The sequence below is a fragment of the Streptomyces sp. NPDC001663 genome (assembly GCF_042893105.1).
In the GTDB taxonomy this organism is placed as follows: domain Bacteria; phylum Actinomycetota; class Actinomycetes; order Streptomycetales; family Streptomycetaceae; genus Streptomyces.
The window spans coordinates 47,606-71,713 of record NZ_JBIAUR010000014.1; the positions used below are offsets into that span (position 1 = coordinate 47,606).

At 70.6% G+C, this 24,108-nt stretch carries 22 protein-coding genes; 10 read left to right on the forward strand and 12 right to left on the reverse strand.

Translation table 11 applies throughout. The features are described from left to right. Positions 1-20: 20 nt before the first annotated feature. Positions 21-2,165 carry a beta-galactosidase gene (locus ACFY1L_RS37790; RefSeq protein ID WP_388834900.1) on the forward strand — a complete coding sequence of 715 codons (2,145 nt, stop codon included), beginning with the start codon at positions 21-23 and terminating at the stop codon, positions 2,163-2,165. Next, a complete protein-coding gene (locus ACFY1L_RS37795; protein ID WP_388834903.1) occupies positions 2,159-3,994 on the forward strand; it encodes an RICIN domain-containing protein in 1,836 nt (611 codons plus the stop codon). The genes ACFY1L_RS37790 and ACFY1L_RS37795 overlap by 7 nt, the downstream gene beginning before the upstream one ends. Positions 3,995-4,037: 43 nt before the next feature. Here ACFY1L_RS37795 and ACFY1L_RS37800 read toward each other — a convergent pair whose 3' ends face one another. The 4 genes from ACFY1L_RS37800 to ACFY1L_RS37815 form a co-directional block, all read right to left on the reverse strand. Continuing rightward, entirely contained in the window at positions 4,038-4,922 is an 885-nt protein-coding gene (locus ACFY1L_RS37800) for an SMP-30/gluconolactonase/LRE family protein (protein ID WP_388834906.1), read from the reverse strand. Between the two features lie 15 nt (positions 4,923-4,937). Beyond that, the gene (locus ACFY1L_RS37805) at positions 4,938-5,858 is read right to left on the reverse strand and encodes a sugar kinase (protein ID WP_388835591.1); all 921 of its coding nucleotides are present in this window, start codon (positions 5,856-5,858) and stop codon (positions 4,938-4,940) included. Between the two features lie 41 nt (positions 5,859-5,899). After that, positions 5,900-6,520: a bifunctional 4-hydroxy-2-oxoglutarate aldolase/2-dehydro-3-deoxy-phosphogluconate aldolase gene (locus ACFY1L_RS37810; RefSeq protein ID WP_388834909.1), complete on the reverse strand. Its 621-nt coding sequence runs from the start codon at positions 6,518-6,520 to the stop codon at positions 5,900-5,902. A 106-nt stretch (positions 6,521-6,626) separates the two neighbouring features. Then, positions 6,627-7,367 (reverse strand): FadR/GntR family transcriptional regulator, encoded by a 741-nt coding sequence (locus tag ACFY1L_RS37815; RefSeq protein WP_388835594.1) that lies wholly within the window; start codon positions 7,365-7,367, stop codon positions 6,627-6,629. 218 nt (positions 7,368-7,585) lie between these two features. On the opposite strand from ACFY1L_RS37815, the gene ACFY1L_RS37820 reads away from it, so the two are divergent. The 3 genes from ACFY1L_RS37820 (at position 7,586) to ACFY1L_RS37830 (ending at position 11,036) form a co-directional block, all read left to right on the forward strand. After that, positions 7,586-9,766 carry a glycoside hydrolase domain-containing protein gene (locus ACFY1L_RS37820; protein ID WP_388834912.1) on the forward strand — a complete coding sequence of 727 codons (2,181 nt, stop codon included), beginning with the start codon at positions 7,586-7,588 and terminating at the stop codon, positions 9,764-9,766. A 57-nt stretch (positions 9,767-9,823) separates the two neighbouring features. Beyond that, on the forward strand, positions 9,824-10,507 hold the full coding sequence (locus ACFY1L_RS37825; RefSeq protein ID WP_388834915.1) for a hypothetical protein: 684 nt from the start codon (positions 9,824-9,826) through the stop codon (positions 10,505-10,507). Positions 10,508-10,568: 61 nt separating this feature from the next. Further along, on the forward strand, positions 10,569-11,036 hold the full coding sequence (locus ACFY1L_RS37830; RefSeq protein WP_388834918.1) for a hypothetical protein: 468 nt from the start codon (positions 10,569-10,571) through the stop codon (positions 11,034-11,036). Between the two features lie 76 nt (positions 11,037-11,112). On the opposite strand, the gene ACFY1L_RS37835 is transcribed toward ACFY1L_RS37830, so the two are convergent. Continuing rightward, a complete protein-coding gene (locus ACFY1L_RS37835) occupies positions 11,113-12,249 on the reverse strand; it encodes an FAD-dependent oxidoreductase (protein ID WP_388834921.1) in 1,137 nt (378 codons plus the stop codon). Between the two features lie 176 nt (positions 12,250-12,425). Here ACFY1L_RS37835 and ACFY1L_RS37840 point away from each other — a divergent pair, with 176 nt between their 5' ends. Further along, entirely contained in the window at positions 12,426-12,815 is a 390-nt protein-coding gene (locus ACFY1L_RS37840; RefSeq protein ID WP_388834924.1) for a VOC family protein, read from the forward strand. A gap of 105 nt (positions 12,816-12,920) precedes the next feature. Here ACFY1L_RS37840 and ACFY1L_RS37845 read toward each other — a convergent pair whose 3' ends face one another. Beyond that, positions 12,921-13,517 carry a cadmium resistance transporter gene (locus ACFY1L_RS37845; RefSeq protein ID WP_388834926.1) on the reverse strand — a complete coding sequence of 199 codons (597 nt, stop codon included), beginning with the start codon at positions 13,515-13,517 and terminating at the stop codon, positions 12,921-12,923. A gap of 212 nt (positions 13,518-13,729) precedes the next feature. Between ACFY1L_RS37845 and ACFY1L_RS37850 the strand changes: the two genes are divergently transcribed. Next, positions 13,730-15,358, forward strand: a complete 1,629-nt coding sequence (locus ACFY1L_RS37850) for a serine/threonine-protein kinase (RefSeq protein ID WP_388834929.1) — start codon at positions 13,730-13,732, stop codon at positions 15,356-15,358. Between the two features lie 61 nt (positions 15,359-15,419). Here ACFY1L_RS37850 and ACFY1L_RS37855 read toward each other — a convergent pair whose 3' ends face one another. Then, on the reverse strand, positions 15,420-16,337 hold the full coding sequence (locus tag ACFY1L_RS37855) for an LLM class F420-dependent oxidoreductase (RefSeq protein WP_388834932.1): 918 nt from the start codon (positions 16,335-16,337) through the stop codon (positions 15,420-15,422). Between the two features lie 133 nt (positions 16,338-16,470). On the opposite strand from ACFY1L_RS37855, the gene ACFY1L_RS37860 reads away from it, so the two are divergent. Further along, a complete protein-coding gene (locus ACFY1L_RS37860) occupies positions 16,471-17,712 on the forward strand; it encodes an MFS transporter (RefSeq protein WP_388834936.1) in 1,242 nt (413 codons plus the stop codon). A gap of 24 nt (positions 17,713-17,736) precedes the next feature. Here the strand turns inward: ACFY1L_RS37860 and ACFY1L_RS37865 are convergent, their stop codons facing one another. Beyond that, a complete protein-coding gene (locus tag ACFY1L_RS37865; protein WP_388834939.1) occupies positions 17,737-18,108 on the reverse strand; it encodes a hypothetical protein in 372 nt (123 codons plus the stop codon). A gap of 376 nt (positions 18,109-18,484) precedes the next feature. Here ACFY1L_RS37865 and ACFY1L_RS37870 point away from each other — a divergent pair, with 376 nt between their 5' ends. Next, the gene (locus ACFY1L_RS37870) at positions 18,485-18,784 is read left to right on the forward strand and encodes a hypothetical protein (protein ID WP_388834942.1); all 300 of its coding nucleotides are present in this window, start codon (positions 18,485-18,487) and stop codon (positions 18,782-18,784) included. On the opposite strand, the gene ACFY1L_RS37875 is transcribed toward ACFY1L_RS37870, so the two are convergent. After that, positions 18,738-21,494: a tetratricopeptide repeat protein gene (locus tag ACFY1L_RS37875; RefSeq protein ID WP_388834945.1), complete on the reverse strand. Its 2,757-nt coding sequence runs from the start codon at positions 21,492-21,494 to the stop codon at positions 18,738-18,740. The two genes, ACFY1L_RS37870 and ACFY1L_RS37875, sit on opposite strands and share 47 nt — an antisense overlap. 225 nt (positions 21,495-21,719) lie before the next feature. On the opposite strand from ACFY1L_RS37875, the gene ACFY1L_RS37880 reads away from it, so the two are divergent. Further along, on the forward strand, positions 21,720-22,109 hold the full coding sequence (locus ACFY1L_RS37880) for a hypothetical protein (RefSeq protein WP_388834948.1): 390 nt from the start codon (positions 21,720-21,722) through the stop codon (positions 22,107-22,109). Between the two features lie 386 nt (positions 22,110-22,495). On the opposite strand, the gene ACFY1L_RS37885 is transcribed toward ACFY1L_RS37880, so the two are convergent. The 3 genes from ACFY1L_RS37885 to ACFY1L_RS37895 are packed head-to-tail and all read right to left on the reverse strand — an operon-like array spanning position 22,496 to position 24,031. Further along, positions 22,496-23,188, reverse strand: a complete 693-nt coding sequence (locus tag ACFY1L_RS37885; RefSeq protein ID WP_388834951.1) for a DsbA family oxidoreductase — start codon at positions 23,186-23,188, stop codon at positions 22,496-22,498. Beyond that, a complete protein-coding gene (locus tag ACFY1L_RS37890) occupies positions 23,185-23,343 on the reverse strand; it encodes a hypothetical protein (protein ID WP_388834953.1) in 159 nt (52 codons plus the stop codon). The genes ACFY1L_RS37885 and ACFY1L_RS37890 overlap by 4 nt, the downstream gene beginning before the upstream one ends. 34 nt (positions 23,344-23,377) lie before the next feature. Next, positions 23,378-24,031 carry an FMN-dependent NADH-azoreductase gene (locus ACFY1L_RS37895; RefSeq protein ID WP_388834956.1) on the reverse strand — a complete coding sequence of 218 codons (654 nt, stop codon included), beginning with the start codon at positions 24,029-24,031 and terminating at the stop codon, positions 23,378-23,380. Between the last annotated feature and the right edge of the window lie 77 nt (positions 24,032-24,108).

Below are 24,108 nucleotides of genomic sequence, written 5' to 3' on the forward strand. Positions count from 1 at the left end.
CTTTTCCGGAGGTTCCCTTTATGGCGGCTCTGCCTGCCCGCGTCCTGTTCGGTGCCGCGTACTACCACGAATACCAGCCGTACGAACGGCCCGAGGATCGCCTCAAGACCGACCTCGACCTCATGGCTGCGGCGCACTTCACCGTGATCCGGGTCGGCGAGTCGGTCTGGTCGACCTGGGAACCGGAGAACGGCCGCTTCGAACTCGACTGGCTGCAACCGGTGTTGGACGGCGCCCACGAGCGCGGCATCTCCGTCGTCCTCGGCACCCCGACGTACGCGGTGCCGCCGTGGCTGGCCCGGCAGTACCCCGAGGTCACGGGCGAGCGGCGCACCGGCGAGCGCATCGGCTGGGGCGCCCGGCAGGAGGTCGACTTCACCCACCCCGCGTTCCGCTTCCACGCCGAGCGGATCATCCGCAGGATTGTCGCCCGGTACGCGGACCACCCCGCGGTCATCGGCTTCCAGGTCGACAACGAGCCCGGTCTGGAGCTCTTCCACAACCACGGCGTCTTCCAGCGCTTCGTGGACCACCTGCGTGAGAAGTACGGCGACGTCGAGGCCCTCAACCGCGAATGGGGCCTGGTGTACTGGTCCCACCGGCTGTCCACCTGGGCCGACTTGTGGACCCCTGACGGCAACGCGCAGCCCCAGTACGACGTCGCCTGGCGGGAGTTCCAGGCCCGTCAGGTCACCGAGTTCATCGGCTGGCAGGCCGACATCGTCCGCGAGTACGCCCGCCCCGGACAGTACGTCACCACCTGCATCTCCTACACCCGCGCCGCGGTGGAGGACGACGAGCTGACCGACCGCCTCGACATCGCCTCCGGCAACCCCTACTACGACATGCAGGACGGCCTGCTGCTGCCCGACCCCACGCCCGAGAGCCACGAGCAGATCTGGAAGACCACCGGCGTCTGGGCGCTGTACCAGACCGCCGACTGGATGTTCTCCTCCCGCCAGGAACCCTTCCTGGTCACCGAGACCAACGCCGGCTCCATCGGCGAACCGTGGCACAACCGGCCCGCCTACGACGGCCAGTGGCGCCAGGCCGCCTGGGCGCTCGTCGCACGCGGCGCGCGCATGATCGAGTACTGGCACTGGCACACGCTGCACTTCGGCGCCGAGACCTACTGGGGCGGCATTCTCCCGCACACCGGCCGGCCCGGACGGACGTACGCCGAACTCGCCCGCTTGGGAGCCGAGTTCGAGGCCGCCGGCCCGCTCGTCGCCGGGCTCGAACCGGACGCCGACATCACGCTGGTGTACTCGACGCCGAGCAAGTGGCTCATGCAGAAGTACCCGCCGCTGGCCAAGCCGGACGGCGGCCCGGACCCGGCGGCCTACCACCGCATCCTCGACCCCTTCTACCGCGGCGCCTTCGACACCGGCCGTCAGGTCCGGATCGTCCACGCCCGACAGCTGCACGACCCGCGCGGTGAGCGAGAGGGACTCTCGCCGGAGGAGGCCGTCTCCCGCCACCCGGTCCTCGTCGTCCCGGCGTTCTACGTCGCCGCCGACTCCACGCTCGACTGGCTGGGCGCCTACGCGGCGGCGGGCGGCCACCTGGTCCTCGGCCCGCGCACGGGCTACGCCGACCACGAGGCCCGCGCCCGTACCGAACCGGCGCCCGGCCGCCTCGCCGAGGCCGCGGGGGTCACGTACGACGAGTTCAGCAACCTCGTGCGGGACGTCCCCGTCCGCGCCGTCCCCGACGGCCCGCTGCGGCTGCCGGAGAACGCCACCGCCACCCGCTGGGCCGACGGCCTCACCGTCACCGACGCCGACGTGCTGGTCACGTACGACCACCCGCACTTCGGCCGCTGGCCCGCCGTCACCACGCGGCGCCACGGCGAGGGCCGTATCACCTACGTCGGCACCGTGCCCGGCCGCGACCTCGCCCAGGCCCTGGCCACCTGGCTGGCACCGAGTGCGCGCACCCCGTGGCAGGACCTGCCGGCGTCCGTCACCGCGACCACCGGCACCTCCACCGACCGGCGCCGCGTCCACGTGCTCCACAACTGGAGCTGGGAGCCGGCCACCGTGCACGCCCCGCTGGACCTGACCGACGTGCTGGACGGCAGCCACATCCCCGCAGGCAGCGCGCTGGAGCTCGGCGCCTGGGACGTGCGGGTCTTCGTCACCGAGAAGGAGGGTCAATGCTGAAGAGAAGACTGGGCAGGACGCTGGGAACCTTCGCCGCGGCATCAGCGCTGGTGGCGGTGCCCCTGGCCAGTGCACAGGCGTACAACCCGACGGGCGGCATCCTCTATCAGCTCGGCAACGAACCGTGCCTGAAGGGCCGGGGCAACTGCGCGATCTACCCCAAGTCCGCGCAGCTGCCGAGCGGGCGACTGGTGGCCGCGTTCGAGAAGTCCACGGTCGTACCGGCGACGGGAAGCGCCGACGAACAGACGCTCCCCGTCTACAAGAGCGACGACAACGGGACGTCGTGGCAGCCGCTGTCGGAGGTCAAGGCTCCCGCCTACCTCTCCAGCGACCCCAAGTACGCGAAATACACGAGCAATTGGACCAACCCGTACCTCTACACGCTGCCGCAGGACGTGGGGAATCTGAAGGCGGGGACGCTGCTTCTCGCCGACGTGGTGTCGGGCGACGACTACTACTACAAGGAGCACAAGGCGGCCGACCCCAACTGGACGCCGTCCAACGACGGAGACCGCAAGAACCTGGCCATCGCCCTGTACTCCAGCACCGACCAAGGTGCCACCTGGAAGGTCGTCAACGTCATCGCGACCGGCGGCTGGCAGGGCGGCAGCGCGGGCGCGATCGGGCAGAACGTCGCCACCGCGAACACATACAAGCAGGTGGATCCCCTCTGGGAGCCGTATCTGATGGTCTACCAGGGCAGACTCGTCTGCTATTACTCCGACGAGAACGACTACACCGGCTTCGACCCGACCACCGGAGCCCCGACCCTTGACCCCGCGAACGACACCGCCACGGACTCGCGCGGGCAGATTCTCGCCCACCGGACCTGGGACGGCCGCAGTGCGCAGTGGAGCGGGCCGGTCGTCGACGTCGCGGGCCTGACGCAGGACATGGGCGGCGGCAAGACGGAGATCGGGGGCGGGCGGCCGGGCATGACGAACGTCGTGCCGATGACTGACGGCAAGTGGCTTCTCACGTACGAGTATTGGGGCGGCGGGGTCAACATCCGGTACGCCGTCGCGGACAATCCGCTGAAGTTCTACGCCGGTTCGTCGGCCAACCCCGTCACTTCGCTTCCGGTCACCGGCGGTTCCCATCCCCTCGCGGTGAACGGCAGCCCGGTCATCGTCCGGCTTCCCGACGGGCGCCTGGTGTACAACGCGGCCGGCAGCGGCAACGTCTGGGTCAACGACAGCGGGCGCAGCAACGGCGTGTGGACGGAGTACCAGACGACGTCGCCGGCCGGCTACAGCCGCAACCTGCAGTACGTGCAGGGCACCGGCCGTATCGCGATCCTCAACAACCAGGGCGCGTCGACGATCGCCTACGCCGAGGTCGATCTCGGCCACTCGGCGGGCGCCTACTACCAGTTGGTGAACCGCAGGACCGGCCAGGTGATCGGCACCGGCGGCAAGACCAACGACGCGAACATCGGCAACGGCGACGTGCCGGACGTCGTGCTGGAGGACGCCGGCTCGGCGGCGAACAAGGACACCCAGTACTGGCACGTCGTGACCGAACCCAATGGCGGCACCACGCTGCTGAACAAGTCCGGAGGGCGCGCGGCGGCGATCTGGACGGGGAACGCCACGGTCGGCCAGCGCATCGGCCAGTGGGTCGACAACAGCCCGACCGGCAGCTGGAACCTCATCAAGACCGCCGACGGCTACTACAAGTTCCAGGCGGTCAAGAACACGAGCCTGTACGTGACCGGTGCGTCCCGCGGGGCGGCGCTGACCTTGCAGAACGCGGTCACGGACGGCTCGCAGGAGTGGCAGCTCGTCCGGCAGACCACGGCATCCGTGAAACGGGCCCACCGTTGACCTGACGTGGGGTGAGCGTGATCCGACGTGGGGTGGGCGTCCGTCAGCTCACCCCACGTCCGCGCCAGGAGCAGGCCGCCGTTCCCCGGACCGGTACGGGGACGCTCAGCACCGCGCCGGAAGCCACGGTCGGGTTTGTCACCCCGTACCGGGCCGTGGTGACGAAGAGCCGGTCCTCGCCGGGGTGCAGGCACACCGAGGTCGGGTGCGGGGCGGGCACGGTCAGGGTGTGGAGGAGGCGGCCGTCGGAGTGGTAGCGGCGGACCGCGCCGGCGCCCCACATCGCGACCCACAGACCCTCCTCGGCGTCGACGGTCATTCCGTCGGGACTGCCTTCGCCGTGGTGCAGTTGGGCGAAAGTCTCCGGGCCGCCGGAGAGGTCGCCGGAGAGGAGGTCGACCCGGCAACGGAAGATGGTGCCGGCGGCCGTGTCGGCGAAGTACAGGGTCGTGCCGTCGGCGGTGAACGCCGGGCCGTTGGCGATGGTGAGGCCGTCGAGGACGCGTACGACCGTGCCGTCGGGATCCGTTCGGTAGAGCGAGCCCGCGCCGGGGCTGCCGTCGTAGGCCATGCTGCCGGCCCAGAAGCGACCGGCGGGGTCGGCGGCGCCGTCGTTCATCCGGCTGGGGACGTGCGTACGGTCCTCGGGGCGGTCCAGCCACTCCACTGCGCCGTCGGCCGTGAGCAGCGCAATCCCGGTACCCGCTGCGGCGATCCAGGTGCCCGGCCGGTCGGCCACTGGGGCGACGGCGCCCAACGGCATGTCCAGGCCGGCCAGTTGGTGCGGGACCGTGCCGTCGCGCAGTTCGAAGAGGCGGCCGCTGAGGATGTCGACGTACACATACCGGCCGTCGATCCAGCGGCCGCCCTCGGCGAGTTCGTAGCCCCCGTCCACGACGACCGTCGCGGGCGCTGCCGTGAATGTCATGCTCGGTCTCCTGGGTCAGCGGATGGTCGTGCCGTCGGGCTGGTCGAACAGGCCGAGTTCGTCCCGCGTCGGCAGGCCCTCCCAGTCGCCCCGGGTGGCGACGGCGAAGGCCGCAGTGGTGACGGCCCGGTGCAGACGGGCCGGGATGTCCGCGCCGTCGAGTAGTCCGGAGAGGTATCCGGCCACGAAGGCGTCGCCGGCGCCGACCAGGTCGACGGCGTCAACTTGTCGAGCCTCGCAGTCAGTTGCCCCGTCGGCGGTGAAGGCGGTCGCGCCGCGTCCACCGCGCTTGATGACCACCTCGTCGATGCCTGCCGCCAACAGGTCTTGCACGGCTTCGGGTTCGCCGGCCTCGGGCCGTTGCTGCACCAGCGGCAGCTCGTCCTCGGAGGCAATGAGCAAGTTGGTGTGGGCCAGCAGCGGCCGCAGGGCCGTGCGGGCGTGGTCCGAAGTCCACAGCCGGGAGCGGTAGTTGACGTCGAGGCATACGGTGATGCCGGCCTCGCGCGCTGCCGCGGCGGCGGCCAGGACGGCCTCGGCCGCCGACGGGCCGAGCGCCGGTGTGATGCCGGTCAGGTGCAGGACGCGGGTTCCGGGGGCCAGCGCGGGCAGTACGTCGGCCGGCGAGACGGCCGAACCCGCCGAACCGGCGCGGTAGTAGCTGACCCGGGTCAGGGTGCCGAGGCGGGGTTCGGTCAGCAGCAGTCCGGTGGGCCGGCCGGTGTCGTCGGCGACCGCGTGGTCGGTGTCGATGCTCTCGGCGCGCAGCGTGCGCAGCACCAGGGCGCCGAGTTCGTCCGCGCCGACCCGGCCGGCCCAGCGCACCTGGTGCCCGAGCCGGGCGAGACCGATCGCGACGTTGGACTCGGCTCCCGCCACGGACAGTCCGAGACTGCCGCCCAGTCGCAGCGCGCCCTGGGCCCGTAGCGCCGCCATCGTCTCGCCGAAGGTCACCACCTCGGGTGGAACCGGTGTCGTCACGGCGTCTCCCCGGCGGCCACCTTGCGGAACTCGGCCGTGCGGGCGCGGAGTTGGTCCAGGTCGCCGCCGTCGGCCGCGTCCCCGACGAGCGGTGAGCCGACGCCGACGGCGAGGGCGCCCCGGTCGAGGTAGTCGCGGGCGGCCTGTGCGTCCACGCCGCCGACGGGCACGAAGGGCACCTCGGGGAACGGGTCGCGCAGGGCACGCAGATACCCGGGTCCGCCGAGGGAACCGGGGAAGAGCTTGATCGCGTCGGCGCCCCGCGCGAGGGCCGTTTCGATCTCGGTCGGCGTCAGCGCGCCCATCAGCACGGGGATGCCGTACGGCTGCAGCCCGTCGACCAGGGCCGGGGTGACGAGGTACGAGGCGCCGGCGTCCACGGCGCGGGCGGCGTCCGCGGCCGTGCGCACGGTGCCGGCACCGAGCAGCGCGTCGGGGCCGAGTTCGGCGCGCGCCTGCCGGATCACGCTCAGGGCGGCGGCGGTGGTCAGCGAGACCTCGACGGCCGCGATGCCCTCCTCGGTGAGGGTGCGTACGGTGCGCAGGGCGGCGGCGGCGTCCTTGCCGCGGACGATCGCCAGCAGGCGGTGGGATCGGAGGGATTCCACGAGGTTCATGGGAGCGGGCTTTCCTTGTGTGTGCGGATCAGGGAGCGGTCGGTGACTCACCATTCGGTGAACAGCCGGCGAGGAGCCACCAGGAACGTCTCAAGTCCCGTTGTTTTCAAGGACCTTCCTTCGGCAGCGGGTCCGTCCCGACTTCGTCCTGGTCCGCCCGTACGGCCGCCAGGTCGTCGGAGGCCTGCGCCAGCAGTGACTCGACGGCGGCCACGGCGGCGTCCGGGTCGCCCGCCTCGACCGCGTCCAGCAGTTCCTGGTGGACGGGGATGGAGTCGGAGAAGTGCCGGGCGCCGTGCACGATCCGGTCGCGGACGCGCAGACCGGCCTCGATGACGACCTCCATGCGGCTGAGCAGTTCGTTGTGCGCCGCCTCCAGCAGGGCGCGGTGGAAGGCCAGGTCGGCCTCGACCATCGCGTCCGCGTCGGTCCCCGCCGCCGCCATCGCCTCCAGTGCCTGCCGCATCGCGTCCAGGTCGTCAGCGGTACGGCGGGCCGCGGCGAAACGGGCTCCGGCGGGCTCAACTATCGCGCGGACCTCGGCGAGGTCCTCCAGGAAGCCGTCGGTCGGCGCGCTGCTGCCCTGCCAGCGCAGCAGGTCGCTGTCGAGCAGGTTCCAGTCGGCGCGGGGCCGGATGGTCGTACCGCGTTTCTGCTTCGACTCGAGCAGGCCCTTGGAGGCCAGCACGCGCATCGCCTCGCGCACCACGGTCTTGCTGACGCCGAGCTCGGTCTCGAACCTGACCGGGTCCACCACGGAGCCCGGGGGGTAGTCGCCGCGGATGATGCGCCGGCCCAGCTCCTCCACGGCCTGGCCGTGCAGCCCCTTGGGGGGATGGGTCACCACGTTCTCCGTTTCCGCCAGGTCCTGTCGGGCTGTGCGCGCCACTCACGAGGACTCCTGCATCTGCCCCACCATAGCTCTTTCAATTAATTACGAATATATCTCGATGCAAGTCCCTCACGGTTAGACCCAGTTCGAATTGATTGCCGGCCCCGTCGCCCGTCGCCGAGGCTTTGGGCGCACCGCTGAGCCGTCCGAGCCCGGTGCGGGGGGAGCCGGCCATGGCCGACGAGATGGTGGAACAGGCTCAGAGATTCATCAACTCCTACAACATCGACGGCATCCCGAAGGTGGAGGTCAACGGCAGAACCAGCTGGACGGTGATGTACGCGCTGACCCGCGCACTCCAGTACGAGCTGGGCCTGACCACTCTCGCCGACAGCTTCGGACCGGCCACGCTGGCGGCCCTGCAGTCCCGCTTTCCCGTCATCGACGCCGGCACCCGGCACGGCAACATCTACCGAATCGTGCAGTCGGGCCTGTACTGCAAGGGATACGACGGCGACGAGATCAACGGGGACTACACGGATCGCGTCGCACAGTCCGTAGCCAAGCTCAAGCGGAACATGGGCGTCGACGGTGTCTACCCGGGGGACGGACTGACCCCGAAGGTCTTCAAGGCCCTGCTGACCATGGACGCCTACGTGGTCGTCGAGGGCGGCACGGACGCCATACGCACGGTCCAGCAGTGGCTCAACGGCCGCTACGTCGGCCGCCGGGACTTCTTCGTGATCCCCTGCGACGGCAACTTCTCGCGGGACGTACAGAAGGCCCTCGTCCGCGCCATCCAGTACGAGCTCGGCATGAGCGACGACGTCGCCACCGGCGCCCTCGGCCCCGCCACGAGACAGGGACTGCGCCAGCACACGGTGTCCGAGGGATCCACCGGCACCTGGGTCAGCCTGTTCAGCGCGGCCATGCTCTTCAACCGGCGACCCGGCGTCTCCTTCACCGGCAGCTTCGACGCCGGACTCGCGGCCCGGGTCAGGGACTTCCAGAGCTTCGTACGGCTTGCCGTCAACGGCCAGGGCGACTTCCCGACCTGGGCCTCCCTCCTGGTGTCCACGGGCGACAGCACCCGCGCCGGCACCGCCTGCGACACCGTCACCGAAGTCACCGCCGCCCGCGCAGCGGCCCTGTACGCGGCCGGCTACCGCTACATCGGCCGCTATCTCTCCAACGTGCCGGGCTCCACCCTCAACAAGCAGCTCCAGCCCGGCGAACTCAAGGTCATCGCCGCGCATGGCCTGAACGTCTTTCCCATCTACCAGACCTACGGCGGCGAAGCGGCCTACTTCCGGCGCGCGCAGGGCATCGCCGACGCCCACGCGGCGATCCAGCGGGCCCGCCACTACGGTTTCAGGCCCGGCACCCGCATCTACTTCGCCGTCGACTTCGACGCCCTCGACCACGAGGTGACCGAAAGCGTCCTGCCCCACTTTCGGGGCATCAAGGCCACCGTCGACGAGTACGGACCCGAGTACCACATCGGCATCTACGCCCCGCGCAACGTGTGCAGCCGAGTCGGCGCCGAGGGGCTGACCACGGCAAGCTTCCTCTGCGACATGTCCACGGGTTTCTCCGGGAACCTCGGCTACCCCCATCCCGTCGACTGGTCGTTCGACCAGATCGCCACGATCTCCGTGGGCACCGGCGAAGGCGCCATCACGATCGACAACGACATCGCCTCCGGCCGTGACGAAGGGCAGAGCAGTTTCCTCGAGGAAGACGACGACAGCCACCTGGACGGTCGGTTCGACAAGACGTTCCAGGGCGTGCTCCTGGCCGACGTGCAGAACTACCTCGTCAACTCTATGGGGGTGCCCGAGCAGGGCGGTGACGGCGGTCTGTCCCTCAGTACCCGCACCACCACCCAGTCGTTCCAGGCGGTGATGGACCTGGACTGGCTGACCACGTCCCTCTCCCGTACCTACGGCATGCGCAAGGCCCTTATCCAGTGCCCGCTGTTGTGGGAGATCCGGGCCTACAACATCGGCGACAAGGCCGCGGACGACGCCGTGGAAGCAGGCCTGAAGGACGACAGCAGCACCGGCCTCGGGCAGATCTTCGCGGCCACCGGCATCCGGGCCCGCAACTACTGCGTGCGCGCGGGGATCATCACCGACCGCATCATGGACGCCGCCAACTCCGACGACCTCGAAACCATGTGGCGCAGCCTCCACGACGACGACGTGTACAACGTCAGCACCATCCCGGCCGTCCTCGTCGAGGGAGCCGCCGACATCGGTGTCGCACGTCCATCCGTCGCGAGCAGTGACGACGACAGCCGAAGGATCATGGGCCGGTACAACGGGACCGGCGACGGCGCCCAGCGCTACGGGAACGCGATGATCGGCCTCTTCGCCGTCTTCGAGAAGTACAACCATCTCTTCCGCGACTGACGCGGCCCAACCGCGCCTTCCCAGGCCCATCCACGCCGTCCCAACGGAGGCAACGCCATGGCCTTACCCGACCCTGCCCTGCCCCGGCGCCTGCTGCTGCGCACCGCCGCCGGACTCGTATGCGCCGCCGGGACCGTCCCCGCCCTCGCCACCGCTGCCGCGGCGACGGACGGACCCGGCCCTCCGTCAGCGGCCCGCAGAGCCGGGCTGCGCCCCCAGGCACGGCCGCGCACCGGCAGCAGCAGCGCGAACGGCTGGCCGATGGAGAAGGGGGCCGACATCGGAGGCGCCGTATGGAGCAGGGCAGTACCGGGCACCGGTGCCACGGTCGCGGTGCGGCTCGGCGCGGTCTCCACGGTGCTGGTCCATGTGATCAGCCGCTACCACTACGAGGTCGAAGCGCTCGGACCCGACGACGTCCGCGGCTTCCGGGCGCCCCACGGTCTGCGGGGCTTTCGGACCAACTACGCCTCGGGCACCGCCGTCGACATCCGCCCGGGCGCCCATCCACCGGGCGCGACCGGGTCGCTCTTCCCCGCGCAACGTGCCGCCATCGCCGACATCCTCACCGAATGCGCGGGAGTGGTGCGTTGGGGCGGCCGCTTCCGCACCCCCTACGAGGCCCACTTCCACATCGACGTCCCTCCGTCCGACGAACGCCTCGCACGGCTCGCCGACCGGATCGGACGCCGCAACGGGACGCCCGGACAGGGCCCGGGAACGCCCGCCCTGCGGGGCTGAGACTCCCTTTCGCACCACCCGGGGCGCACCGCCCACGGGACCCGAGCATGAGGAGACACCAGTGAGGAACACAGCGAAGTCCTTGGCCGCGGCGTTCGCCGCCACGGCGGCGGCCGTCGTCACGGCCCTGGGCGTCACCGCCGCCCCGGCCTCGGCCGCACCGTCCGGGGCGCAGTACGACACCGCCTGCAACGTCACCTACTCCTACATACCGGCCGGAGCCCACCACGGTGCGGGCGAGGTGAACTACTGCCGTCTGTGGGGCGGCAGCATCGGGGTGCGCTCGGCGCCCGGGTCGAGCACCCGCGTCGGCACCATCAACAGCGCCAACACCAACTGGTTCCGCGGCGACACGCTGGGCCCGCAGTTCTGCTCCGGCAGCTACTGCAACGACGCCTGGGCCTTCACGGAGGCGGACAACGGCAACTGGGGCTGGGTGCCGGAGGTGTTCTTCTCCAGCTCCAACACCAGCTGGGACCCGAACCTGCGCAACTGCAACGCGTTCCCCGGTCTCTGCGCCCCCTTCTAGGGGCTCGGCCGGCGGGACCGGACACCAGGGGACACGGAGCCGCGGCGCCTTTTGCGCCGCGGCTCTCCGCCGCGGCTCAGGGCGTCTGCACGGCCTGGGTGAACGCGGCGACCAGGGCGTGGGCCGTGTTGTTCTCGGAGTCGATCCGGTGGATCTCGGCGCCTTCGAAGGTGGCGATCTCGGCGGCGCGGGTGAACATGGCCTGCTCGTACTCGGTGAGCGCGGCCTCGATGTCTTCGGGGTGAGCGGCGAGGGCCTTGCCGAGTTCGGCGCCGTCGAGCATGGCCAGGTTGGCACCTTCGCCGTTCGGGGCCGCGAGGTGGGCCGCGTCACCGACCAGGGTCACGCCCGGCACCCTGTCCCACCGGTGCTCGGCCGGAAGGGCGTAGTGGGGGCGCAGGACCGGTGCGGTGTCGCCGTCGGTGATCAGCGCGGTGAGCTCGGGTGCCCAGCCGTCGAACTCCGCGGCGATCCGCGCGGTCACCGCGGCGGGGTCGGTGAAATCGACGGCGGCGAACCAGTCCAGGGGCTTGGACAGCGCTATGTAGCTGTGCAGGGTGTCGCCGCTCTCCCGGTGGGCGAAGATCTCCTTGCCCGGCGAGGGCGCCAGCAGCGACCCGCCGCCGACCGCCTTCGCGGCGGCCGGGTGCCGGGTGTCTGCGTCGAACAGGTAGGTCTCGACGAACGACGTTCCGACGTACGACGGTGTGGCATCGCAGAGCAACGGCCGGACCCGCGACCACGCGCCGTCCGCACCGACCAGCAGGCCGGTGACGACGGTGCCGCCGTCGGCGAAGGCCACCTCGTAGCGCCCCTCGCTGAGAGCGCGGGTGCCGCTGACCTTGTGCCCCCAGTGGACGGTGCCGGCCGGGAGCGAGTCGAGGAGGATCTGTCGCAGTTCGGCGCGCTGCACCTCGGGGCGTCCGCCCGTGCCGTCGTCGGGCTGGTCGAACAGGACGGTCCCGTCCAGGTCGAGGACCCGCATCGCCTGGCGGCCCTCCAGGACGATGGCGTGGAACTCGTCCATCAGACCGGCCGCCTCGAGGGCGAGCTGCCCGTTGTAGTCGTGGATGTCGAGCATTCCGCCCTGCGTGCGCGCCGTCGGCGAGGACTCCGACTCGTAGACGGTGACCGGGATGCCGTGGACGTGCAGGACGCGGGCCAACGTGAGTCCGCCGAGTCCGGCGCCGATGATCGTGACGGGCGTGTGCATGGTGGCTCCTCGGGATCGGGGCCGCCCGGTGAGCTCCGGCCGGCCGTCTCCGGAAAGACTCCGGGCCTCTGCCGACAAGCCGCCGACACCGGACCGACAGCCCCCGACAGGCGACCGACACCGCGGCACCGCCGCTCGACGCCTTGCCGGCGGGCCTGGCCAAGTAGCGTGTGAGCATGGCGGCGTTCGAGGCGGTTCAGGTGAACCTGTGGTGCGACGACGTGGAGCGCTGCGCGGCGTTCTTCCGTGATCTCGGGATGCCGGAGAAATTCCGCTTCCCCGCCGAGGGTGAGCCGCACCAGGTCGAGGTGGAGGCCGCGGGCGTCCGGATCGGGTTCAGCTCGGCCCGCGTGGGCAGCGAGCTTTTCGGCATCGCCACGACGCCCGGGGAGAACACCGAGGTCGTCTTGTGGTGCAACGACGTCGACGACCTGCATCGGACGGCGCTCGATGCAGGAGGCCAGCCACTGACGGGTCCGACCGACTCACCGGACGGCCGACTTCGATATGCCTGGCTGCGCGATCCCGAGGGGCACCGCGTGAAGCTTGTACAGGAACGCAGCTGAGACATGCGGCTGGAGTCCACGCTCGAGCTGGAGGCGTTCCGGAGGTAGGTGCGCGCCGCCTGAAGCGGTTTCTGGGCAGGCGCCGCGGGCCCGGCTCAGCCGTCCTCACATGCCGAAGGCGCCGCCTTCGATGAGGATGAGCAGGCCGAGGGCGATCAGGACCAGGGGCAGCAGAATGTGCCCCCATCGGCTCAGCGCCTTGGCGATGACGGGACGAGTGGCGAAGAACCGGCCCGCGAAGCACCACACCGCCACGAGGACGAGGAAGACGATCGCGTAAACGCTCATGCCGCCGACGCCGGCCGTGGCGAAGACGGGGACGTAGACGCCGATGTTGTCGCCTCCGTTGGCGAAGGTCACGGCCGCGACTTCCAGGGCCTTCGGGCCGCCGTCCGTTGCCTGCTGATCGTCGTCTTCGTCGGCTCGGTGCTGCCAGGCCTGCCAGGCCGTCTTCAGACCGAGCGCAAGGGGCAGCAGCCCGAGGTAGGGGATGGCCGACTCGGGCAGGAAGGTGGCGCCGAACGCGGCGGCAGCGGCGACGGCGAGGATGGCGGCGAAGCCGAGGTACTGGCCGACGACGATCCGGCGGGAGGAGCCGTGGTGTCCGGCGCCCTGGGCGAAGAACAGGGACAGGACGAGAATGTCGTCGATGTTGGTGACGGTGAACAGCCCGACTGCCTGTCCGACGGTGCCCAGGTTCACAGGTGGATCTTCCCCTCACGCGGTTGCCCGGTGACGGTACCGGCCCGCCTCGCACGCATCACCGGGAAGGCACCCGAAGTCGACTCCGGGCTGGGCCGCTACCTTTCACTTCCCCTGGCAGGAGACCCGGCCGGGAGGCCTGTCGCGGTCCGGGGAGCCGCCGATACGCTGGAAGGCAGCCATGAACCGGGGGCGGGGCTGGGGGCGGGGGCATGGATCCGCGGATGCAGTTGTCGGTGGGCGGGTACGTCTGCGAGCGCGAGCTCGGCCGGGGCGGGCAAGGTGTGGTGTGGCTCGCCCGGGACCGGACGGGGCGACAGGTCGTGGTGAAGTTCCTGCTGCCGGGCAAGGAGTACGACGAGGTCGCCCTCGCCCGCGTACGCCGGGAGTTCGGCGCGGCGAGCCGGGTCGGTGAGCTGGCCACGGCGCGGGTCCTCGATGCCGACCTGTCCGGGCGACACCCGTACATCGTCAGCGAGTTCGTCCCGGGGCCCACGATCCACAAGCACGTGGCCGACAACGGCCCGCTGGCCTCCGGGCGGCTCCAGCCGCTGGCGCTGGCCGTGGCGCACGCGTTGGCGCAGGTGCACCGGGTGGGTGTCGTGCACCGGGACATCAAACCGTCCAACATCCTGCTCTCCCCGGACGGACCGCGGATCATCGACTTCGGTATCGCCCGCGACGACCGGTTGCTCGAGTCGGCGCTCACCACACCGGGCAGTGTGCTCGGCTCGCCCGCCTACATGTCGCCCGAGCAGGTCAAGTCGGCCCGGGTCACCGCGGCTTCCGATGTGTTCTCCCTCGGCGGCACCCTGTACTTCGCCGCCACGGGACGGCATCCCTTCGACGGGGAGAACGACTACGAAGTGCTCGTCGCCGTGTGCGAGCGCGACGCGGATCTCACGGCGGTGCCGGAGCCGGTCCGTTCGGTCATCGCCGACTGTCTGCGCAAGGATCCGGTGGAACGTCCCACCGCTGCCCAGCTCGTCGCCCGGCTCGCGGGGGCGGCGGAGGGCGCGCGCACCGAGTCGAGTACGCCACCGCAACCACCAGCGCCCGGCTCCGGAAGTAGCGGTGCCGGTTCCGGTTCGAGCTCCAAGCAGCTGCGGCTGTGGGGGTTCGCGGCCGGTAGCGCCGCGGCTGCGGTACTGCTTGCCATCGTGCTCATCACCACCTCGGGGGGCTCGGCGACGGAGGGCGGCCCGCAGGCCCATGGCTCGGCCTCCGCTGGCTCCCAACCCCTGTCGTACACCGATGACTTGACCGACTCGGGCGACTGGGCGCACAAGGACCCGGCCCTGGCGAAGATCACGCACAAGGGCGGGACCATGCTGGTGGATCCCAGGTCCGAGCTGGAGGTGTGGCCGCAGGCGCCCTTCGAACCTTCCTCGTTCGCGGTGGAGTTGAGCACTCAGACGGAGTGGTACGGGGGCGAGGGCGGGGTCGGGCTGTGGTGCAACGGTTCGGGGGACTACCAGAAGGGTTCCCGCTGGGCGACCTATCTGACCACGGGTCAGGAGGCCCTGATCGTGCGCGAGTTCCGGTACAAAGGAAAATTCCAGCATGACCGGGTCGTCGAGGTCGACCTCGCGGACGTGGGCCGGAAGGTGGAGAGCCGGCAGCAGGTCGACATGTCGATGACCTGTTCCCCGGCCGGCCAGGGCCGGATCAAGGTGGAGCTCGCCCTCGACGGCACGCGGGTCGCCTCGTACACCGGAGCCGCCTTCGACGAGCGGGGCTGCGGCGTGGCCGCCTTCCACTACAGCGCGACCGACCCGCAGGGCACGGCCTTCCACGCGGGTTTCGAGCGCTTCACCGCGTCCGAGCCGTCGGCGCGCTGACGGCGCGAGCCGCTCCCCCGGCCGGATCCTAGGAGTCCCGCGGCCACGAAGCGCTTCGGTGTCAGCCGTTCGCCAGCTCCCCGAGCAGCTTCCAGGTGCGCCGTCGGTCCTCCTTGCCGCCCAGGTCCGTCGCGGTGAACGCCACCTCCGTCGCCCCCGCCTCGCGATACCGGCGTACCTCGGCGGCGACGGTCTCCTCGTCGCCGATCACGGCCAGCTCGGCGGCCCGGGTAGCGCCGGAGAGCCCGATGACGCGTTGGTACGAGGGGAACTGTTCATAGAACGCGAGCGTCTCGGTCGCGGTCTCCCGTACCGAATCCACGTCCGCGGTGACCACGCCGGGGACGAAGGCGACGATCCGGGGCGCCGGCCGGCCCGCCGCCTCTGCCGCCGCCGTGACGGCCGGGACGATGTGCTCGGCGAGGGCGCGCGGGCCTGCCAGCAACGGCAGGATGCCGTCGGCGAGTTCGCCGGAGACGCGCAGTGCCTGCGGTGCCATGGCGGCGACCAGGATCGGCACGGGCGGTTCGGCTCCCGGCACCGACGCCGGCAGTGGTGTGGTGGCGGTCAGCAGTTCTCCGTGGAAGTCGGCACTGCCCGTCTCCACGAGTTGGCGGAGGGCAGTGAGGAACTCGCGGAGGCGGCGGATCGGCCGCTCGTACGGGATGCCGAAGCCGGTCTCGGTCAGGTGCTTGGTGCCGAGGGCGAGGCCGAGGTGGTAGCGGCCGCCGGTTGCGGCCTGGGCCGTCTGGGCCTGGCTGGAGACGAGCAGCGGATGGCGGCCGAAGACCGGCACGGCAGCGGTCCCGACGTGCAGGCCGGGCACCTCGCGGCCGACGATCGCGGCGAGCGAGGGCGAGTCGTAGGCGAAGGTCTGTCCGAACCAAGCGGAGTGCAGTCCGAACTCGTGGACCTCCCGGGCGAGTTGCACCGTTGGGTCGATCCGGTTCTGGAGAGGAAGAGCTACGCCGATGGTCATACACGGCTCAACCGGAGGGCACACGAGGGGCATTCCTGCTCCCCCATGTCAGGTGTGTGACGGCACTTGTTGACCTTGCCCCAAGGGAAGCCCGCAGCATCGGCTCACGGACCGGGCGGACGAGGAGGCGCGGGTGCTGGTGGACGTACGGCCGTTGCGGGTGGGCGAGTTCAGGCGGCTGTGGGCGGCCGGGATCGTGACCGGGCTGGGGGCTCAACTGACGGCGGTCGTCGTACCGTTGCAGCTCTACGGCTTCACCGGTTCCTCGGCCTACGTCGGCCTGGCCGGGCTGGTTGGCTTCGTGCCGATGGCCGCGGCGGCACTGTGGGGAGGTGCGCTCGCCGACGTACGGGACCGGCGGCTTGTGCTGCTGGCGACCACGGCCGGCATCGGCCTGACGTCGCTGCTGTTGTGGGCGCAGACGTGGGCGGGCCTGCGGTCGGTGGGCCTGCTGCTCGTGCTGGTGGGCGTGCAGCAGGCCTTGTTCGGCGCCAACTCCGCGGTGGGGAGGGCCGTGGTGCCGCGTCTGGTGCCGCCGGAGTTGCTGCCCGCCGCCAATGCGTTGCAGTCGATGGTCGTCCTGTCCGCCGGGCTGGCCGGTCCGCTGCTGGCGGGCGTCCTGCTGCCGGTGGTGGGGGGTCAGGTGTTGTATCTGGCGGATGCCGTCGCCGTCAGCGCGACGGTGTGGGCGGTGTGGCGGCTGCCGGCCCTTCGGCCCACCGGTAACGGCGGGCAGCGGCAGGAGGTGAGTATCCGTCAGATCGCGGACGGGTTCCGGCTCGTAGCTCGCCATCGAGTGCTGTCGGTGGTGTATCTGGCCGACTTCGCCGCCTTGTTCCTGGGTCTGCCCACGGCCCTCTTTCCGCAACTGGCCAGCGAGCGATTCCACGCGTCGGACATCGGCGTGCTGTACGCCGCGCTGTCGGCCGGTGGCGTGCTGGCAGGGCTGTTGTCCGGGGCCTTCACCCGCGTGGGCCGTCATGGCATCGCGGTCGCGGTCTCGGTGGGCGTGTGGGGGCTGGCCGTGGCGGGGTTCGGACTGGCCGGCTCGCTGGTCGCGGCGGCCGGCTGGCTGGTCCTGGCGGGCGGCGCGCTGCTCGTGCTGGGCGTCTTCCGCAGAACCGTCCTGCAGACCGCCGTTCCGGACGGGATGCGGGGCCGCCTGCAGGGCATCGACACGGTGGTGGCCGCGGGAGGGCCGCGGCTGGGCGACCTCGCGCACGGCACGGCCGGCTCGGCCTTGGGACCCACATGGGCCGTCAGCGGCGGCGGCGTCCTGGCGGTCGCGACCGCGCTCACCCTGCTCCTGCTGTTCCCCGGCTTCCGCCACCATCGCGCGGCGGACGCCGTACCACCGGCCTCGACGCACCGATGAGAACCCGTGGTTGCGGTGTAGGGATCAGTCGCCGGACCCGGTGTGCGTCTCCGGCTCACGGGTGGCGTCCAAGACGTCGACCGGGATCCGGAACAGCAAGGTGACCAACGCCAGCATCACGCCGGTAACCACCACGGCGCGCAGCGGCACGCTGTCCGTGACACCGCCGGCCAGCATCAGTACGCACAGTCCCATGTCGCCCAGAACGATCACCGCGACAGACAGCAAGTAGACGCGCGACCGGCTCTTGGTCCAGAACCGCACGCCCGCAGGATCGTCGCGACGTAACCGGCGCGGCTCGCGGCGGAGGCGCTCCAGGTGCCGGGATTCGAAGATCAGCGCCAGCAGGAGCACCGGTAACACCTGCGCCACCGTTTCATACAAGTCGCGCGACACTATGGGCACTCCTGAAACGTCACTCAGACGAGCTGATCAGCCGAATATTCAGTCCGGATCCATTTTCTGCACTGACGAAAAGGCTGACACCCCTTCACCGAACTTCCGCATGAACGCCTCTGCATCTCACCGCGCCACTGCCGGAATGACCCGCCGGTCAGCTGCCCGGTACGTGGTCCAGGTCCTTGTCTGTCACGGTCCGGCAGCCGGTGCTCCCGCACCGGGCCGGAGCGGGAGCCGCCGTCCCGCTGCTGACCTGGGCCGATGTCGGGGCCGGCGGGCTCAGCGAAGGACGGCGAACGGGCCCCCGTTCTAGCTTCGACAGCCTCACGACACGGCAGCGGCAACCTTCCGGCCGCCGCCATCAGGAGGCATCATGCGCAGGACCATGTCCGTGGTGGGCGTAATCATGATCGTGGTGGGCGTCGCGTTCACCGTACTGAGCCTGCTGACGTACGCGAACAAGGACGACCGGCAGCTGGCCGAACATCGTCTCTATGACCTCCAGCTCTCGCCCGAGGACAAGGCGCGAGCGAGAGACGACCTCCGGAGCGTCCAGGACCGCGAGCGTCTCAACATCGAGGTGGCGATCGGCGGCACGGTCGCCGCCGTGGCGGGCGGCGCGGTGGTCAGGACTCTGCGTCCGGGGCGACCTGCGCCTTCTCCGTCGCGTTGAAGGCTTGCCGCGAGACCACGGCGGCCTGCTCCCGCGACCATCGCGCCAGCAGCTGCTCGGCTTCTCGGGTACGCGGATGGTTGGCGCCTTGGATCCGGACCATGTCGGTCAGCAGGGTGGTGAGCCGATCTGCCGCGGTGGTGTGGTCACCACGGCGGTACAGGAGTTCGGCCTGCTGTTGCCGAGCCCGCAGGGTGCGTGGGTGGTCGGCACCCAGCACCCGTTCGAGGGTGGGCCGCAGCCCCTCCAGGCTGTGCAGCGCGGCAGCGGTGTCGCCGGCGACACCTCGCCAGAACGCCAGGTTGACCTGGTAGGTCAGGGTCGTGGGGTGCTCGGCGCCAAGCGCGAGTTCGGCGTCGTCGGCCGCTGTGACGAACTGCTCGACCGCCCTGTCGAGTTCGCCGGCGATTCCGTGCCAGTAGGCGAGGTTGTGCCGGGCTATGAGGGTCTCGGGGTGCAGCCGGCCGAGGACGGAGGCCAAGCCGTCGACCGCCTGCTGGTAGGTGGTCACAGCCAGCCGCACATCACCCGTCTCCCCGATCCACCGGCTCAGGTCGGTGAGGACCTTCAACGTCCTCGGATGGCTGGGCCCGAGGTCCCGCTCCAGTTCAAGGGCGATCGCGGCGTACCCGTCGCGCGCGCCGTGGGCATCCCCCGAGAGCCCGCGGCACAGCGCGACATGGTCGTCGGCGTCGGTCACCACAGGGTCACCGGCGCCGAGCGTCGCCCGCGCGTCGGCGGCCAGGGTGACGAAGTCGGCCAGCGCGGCATCGATGAGACCCGACTCCATCCGGAAGCGCGCCTCCTGCAGTCGGATGGACAGCGTGTCCGGGTCCGTGCGGCCGAGGCTGCCCTCCGCCTCGCGTCGTATCCTCCCCAGCGACCGAAGTGCCGCCGCGGTGCCCCCGAGGTCGCCCTCCGCCTGGGCCGCCTGCGCCCTCAGCGTCAGAACGTCCCGGTGGCCGTCGCCCAGCCGCCGCCGGGCCCGGTCGGCCAGCCCCTGGGCCATGTCCAGAGCCGCGGCGGGACGCCCCAGAGCGGTCAGATGCTGCCCGAACCGGCGGAGCAGGGGATGCAGGCCACCGGCGCGCCAGAGATGACCGTCGGCGTGCGCCAGCAGCACTTCGGCGCTGCGATACAGGACGGTCTCCGTCTCCGGCTCGCAGTCCGGCGCGGACCATACCTCCTCCAGCGCGTCGGCCGCGGCCGTGGCGAGCCGTTCGCGGCGATCGGGCGGTACCTCGTCACGGATCGCGCGTTGGACGAGGGAATGCACGTCCACGACCGCAGGGCCGGCAGGTCCATGGTGGGTGACCAGACTCAACCGGTGCAGTGCCCGCAAGGCCAGCAGAGGACCCCGTTCCGGGACGGGGCCACCGCCGAGCCATTCGCGCGCCGCCGAACCGAGCAGTACGGCGTCGGGAATGCCGTCGGGCGCGAACATCGAGATCAGTTCGAGCATGGCACGGACGGTCCCGCGCGGTGCCAGCGACTCCGCCCGCCCGAGGGCGAGTTGCAGTGTGCTCGTCACCGTGCCGCCGTGCTCGTCCGCCGGGGAGGAGGGCGGGAGCAGAGCGGCGACGCTCTCCCGCCGATCGGCCAGAAGGCTCAGGTACGCAGGCAGGTGCATGCCTGTGTCGATGAGGAAGGCGGCCGCCTGGGACAGGGCGAGCGGAAAGTGGCCGAGCATCGCGGCAAGGGCCGCCAGATCCTCGCGACGGTGCGCCTGGGACCCGTGGTGCCTGGCGGCCGGCCCCAGGTCGCCCATTTCGAGCAGCAACCGGTCGGCCAGGTAGGCAGTGGCCTCGTCGGCGGTGAACACGCCGACGGGAATCACCCGGACGCCCGGGCGCAGCAGCGTGGCGTCCCGCCGACGGCTGACCAGGACGGTCCGACCGGCGTCTCCGGCAGGCCAGAGCCCGGCCAGTTCGCCCGGGTCGTCGATGTCGTCGAGGACCACGAGCCAGGGCGTGGCGGTTGATCTCAGCCAGGTCAGGAACAGGTCGGCCTGGGTCTCGTCGTCCCCACCGCGCTCGATGCCGGGCAGGGGCGCTTCCCCCTCGCTGCCCGTGATGCCCGCGATGCGCACCCCGGACAACACCCGCCACGCACGGGCGTAACTGCCCAGAACCGAGAGGCGGTCGCCCGCGGGCACCCAGAGCAAAATCTCGGCCCGCTGCTTGGCGCGGTGGAACGCCGCCGAGGCCAATTGTGACTTGCCGACGCCGCCCGCGCCCGTGAGCAGGATCTGCCGGACGGATGGGTCTTGCATGCCCGCGTCGATGCTGTCGGACAACCCGTCGCGCCGCCGCAGCGCGGCGGCATCACTCGGCGGACGACCGATCACGATCTGCGACTGGGGCTGCGACGGCGGCTGTCCAGCGGCGGGGCTGCTCCGGTAATCCCGCGCGGCACGCCACAGCTGCTGCCAGTGCGCCACTGTGGGCTGTTCGGCGGACGCGCCTCCAGCCGCCCTCTCGACGGCCTGCACCAACACCATGACGGCTTCGAACTTGCGCGGTACCGACTGACCGTTGGCCCATTCGCCAAGCCTGCGCGCGTTGACGGCGACCCGGCGCCCGGACGGCAGCACCACCGCGCTGGCCCGCCGGGCCAGGGTCTCGTCCGACACGTCCGGCAGACGCCGACGCAGCCGGGTCAGCGCTGCCGCGAACATCACTCTGGGATCGCCGGTTTCACGATCATCCACCCGAGTCTCCCCCACCCGCCACGCCGGTGACCCCAGCCTATGCGACTGCGCCGCCCCCGGTCCGGCCCGCAACGGGATCGAATTGCCGCCTCAGCAACCTCCGTTGACCTTCTCGGACAACCCGCGTCGACTGCCTGGCACGGTCACCCGGCGCCCCTTCACCCCTACCGTGGAACTGCTGTTGTGGGGTGTTGAAGCCAGGTACCCAGAAAAAGGGGATTCCTCTTGGCTGTTGAACGCGCTTATCCGGAAATGGTCCGCGACGAGCATTGCGTGCGGCAGTTCAACGGGTGGGAGGGCTATGCCCATGTGCGGGCGTGGCGGTCGGCACCGAACCAGGTGACCGTCATGATCAGCGGTCTGGGCGGCACTTGCACTCTGGATGAGCTGCTTCCCTTGCTGCGCGACGAATACCCGGACGACGCGACGGAGTTCTTCTTCCACATGCCCACGGACTGGAGGGAGTTGGGGTACTACGCAGCGCTGACAATGAGCGCCGACGGCACCGTCGCACAAACGCGCCTAGCTGCAAGCACGCTGGCCGCACGTCTCGGGCCCACCCTGTACGCGACCGACGACCCGGACGACGAGTCGATCGGCGGGGACAGCCCTTGAGCCACAAACGCCGTCTACGCGCGACTTCGCGGCACCCGGGGACGGGATCGCAGCGACGGCATCGCCGGCTGAGCCGAGACGCGGGCGTCGAGAAGCCGGGCCCAGGCCGCACCAACTACGCCCCTTGACAGGGCCAGAGCCGGCCGGAGCCCGCACCGGCCCGCTGAACGCCGGTCGACCTGGCGGCCGGCGACTTCGTCCGCTTCCCCGGAGAGGCACCGCACCGCCACATCTGCCTCAGCGAACGCGTCGTGGCCCACGTCGTCACCACACTCCCGCAGGTCCGCCAGTTCGGCCAGACCATCGTGAAGGGCGGGGCCCGCACCGAGTGACACCCCCCTCCTCGTGACCGGCTTCAGACGCCGCGCGCCGAGGGCCTGTATGCCTCATCGACGGAACGTGGAAGGCAATGTAGCGGGCGGCCGAACCGCGGCACCGCCGTCCGCGTAAGCGGTACGCAGGGCCGAAAGGAAGGTCTCGGCGGGCTGGGCGCCGGAAAGTCCGTAGGTGCGGTTGAGGACGAAGAAGGGGACACCCGTGGCGCCGTAGCGGCGTGCCTCGTCGAAGTCGGCCCGTACAGCGTCCGCGTAGGCGTCGCTGTTCAGGGTCCGTACGATCTCGTCCTCGGGAACACCGATCTCGGTGCCGAGCCGCACCAGCGTGTCGGGGTCGTCGACGGTCTCGCCCTCGCACAGGTGGGCGCGCAGCAGCCGTTCGTGCATCTGGTCGCCGAGTCCGTGCGCGGCGGCCAGATGGCTCAGGCGGTGCGCGTCGATCGTGTTGACCGAGACGGCCCGCTCCAGGTCGTACGACAGCCCTTCGGCGGCGGCGAGTTCGGTGACCTGCCGGGTCATCGCCCGTACCTGGTCGGGCGGGGCCCCGGTCTTCTGCTCCAAGGTCTCGAATACCGGCCGGCGCTCGCCCTTGGGGTGCGAGGGGTCGAGCTGGAAGCTGTGCCAGTGCACCTCCACCTCTCCGGTGTGTTCGAAGCGGTCCAGTGCCGCCTCCAGGCGCCGCTTGCCGATGTAGCACCAGGGGCAGACGACGTCGGACCAGACGTCGATGCGGAGCGCGCTCACAGGACACACACACCGTCCGTGCAGACGGCCGCGTCTTCCTGGCCGAGGTTCTTGAGGGGAGCTGTGGCCGCTTCGGGTTCAACGGCCTCTGTGTTCAGGGCAGTTGGGGCCGTGTACTGCGCCGGCGTGTCGTACGGCGCAACGGGCTCGGGCATGGGGAATCCAATCGTCGTCACATGGGGGATGTCGTCAGGCGATGGCCTTGAGGGCGGCGGACTTGCCCTTGACGGCCGCGTCCTCGTGGGCCCTGGCCCTGGATGCGTCGGCGAGCGGGATCAGCTCGGCCATGGCCGGGGTGACGTGCGCCAGAGTGAGCTCGGGGACGATGAAGTCGACCTCCATGCCGAGCATGTCGCCGAGGACGGCCTGCAGATAGTTCTGGACGTACTCGAAGCCCTCGCGCGGGGTGCCGGGCGCGTAGGAACCGCCCCGGCTGGCCACCACGTACACCGGGGTGCCCTTGATCGGGGACTCCTCGACCGCGAAGGTGCGGCCCTGGACCACCACCTGGTCGAGCCAGGCCTTCAGAGTGGAGGGGACCGTGAAATTGATCATCGGGGCGCCGATGAGCACCGCGTCCGCGCCCTCCAGTTCCTCGACGAACCTCAGCCGCCGGGCGATCGCCGCCGTCTGCTCCGGGGTGTGGCCGGCGGGGTCGGTGAGGCCGGCCACGGCGGCGAGGGAGTCCAGGTGCGGCACCGGGTCGGCATCGAGGTCCCGGTAGACCACGATGCCGTCGGGGTGCTGCTCCTCCCAGGCCTTGCGGAAGGCGGCGGTGACGGCGCGGGAGGTCGAGGCCTGCTCGGGCCACAGGGACGAGTCCAGGTGCAGCAACGTTGCCATGGGGATCTCCAAGAGGACGAAGTAATCTTGACCTGCCGGTCAACTTCCCTCTGACCGTAACACGTAACTTGACCTAC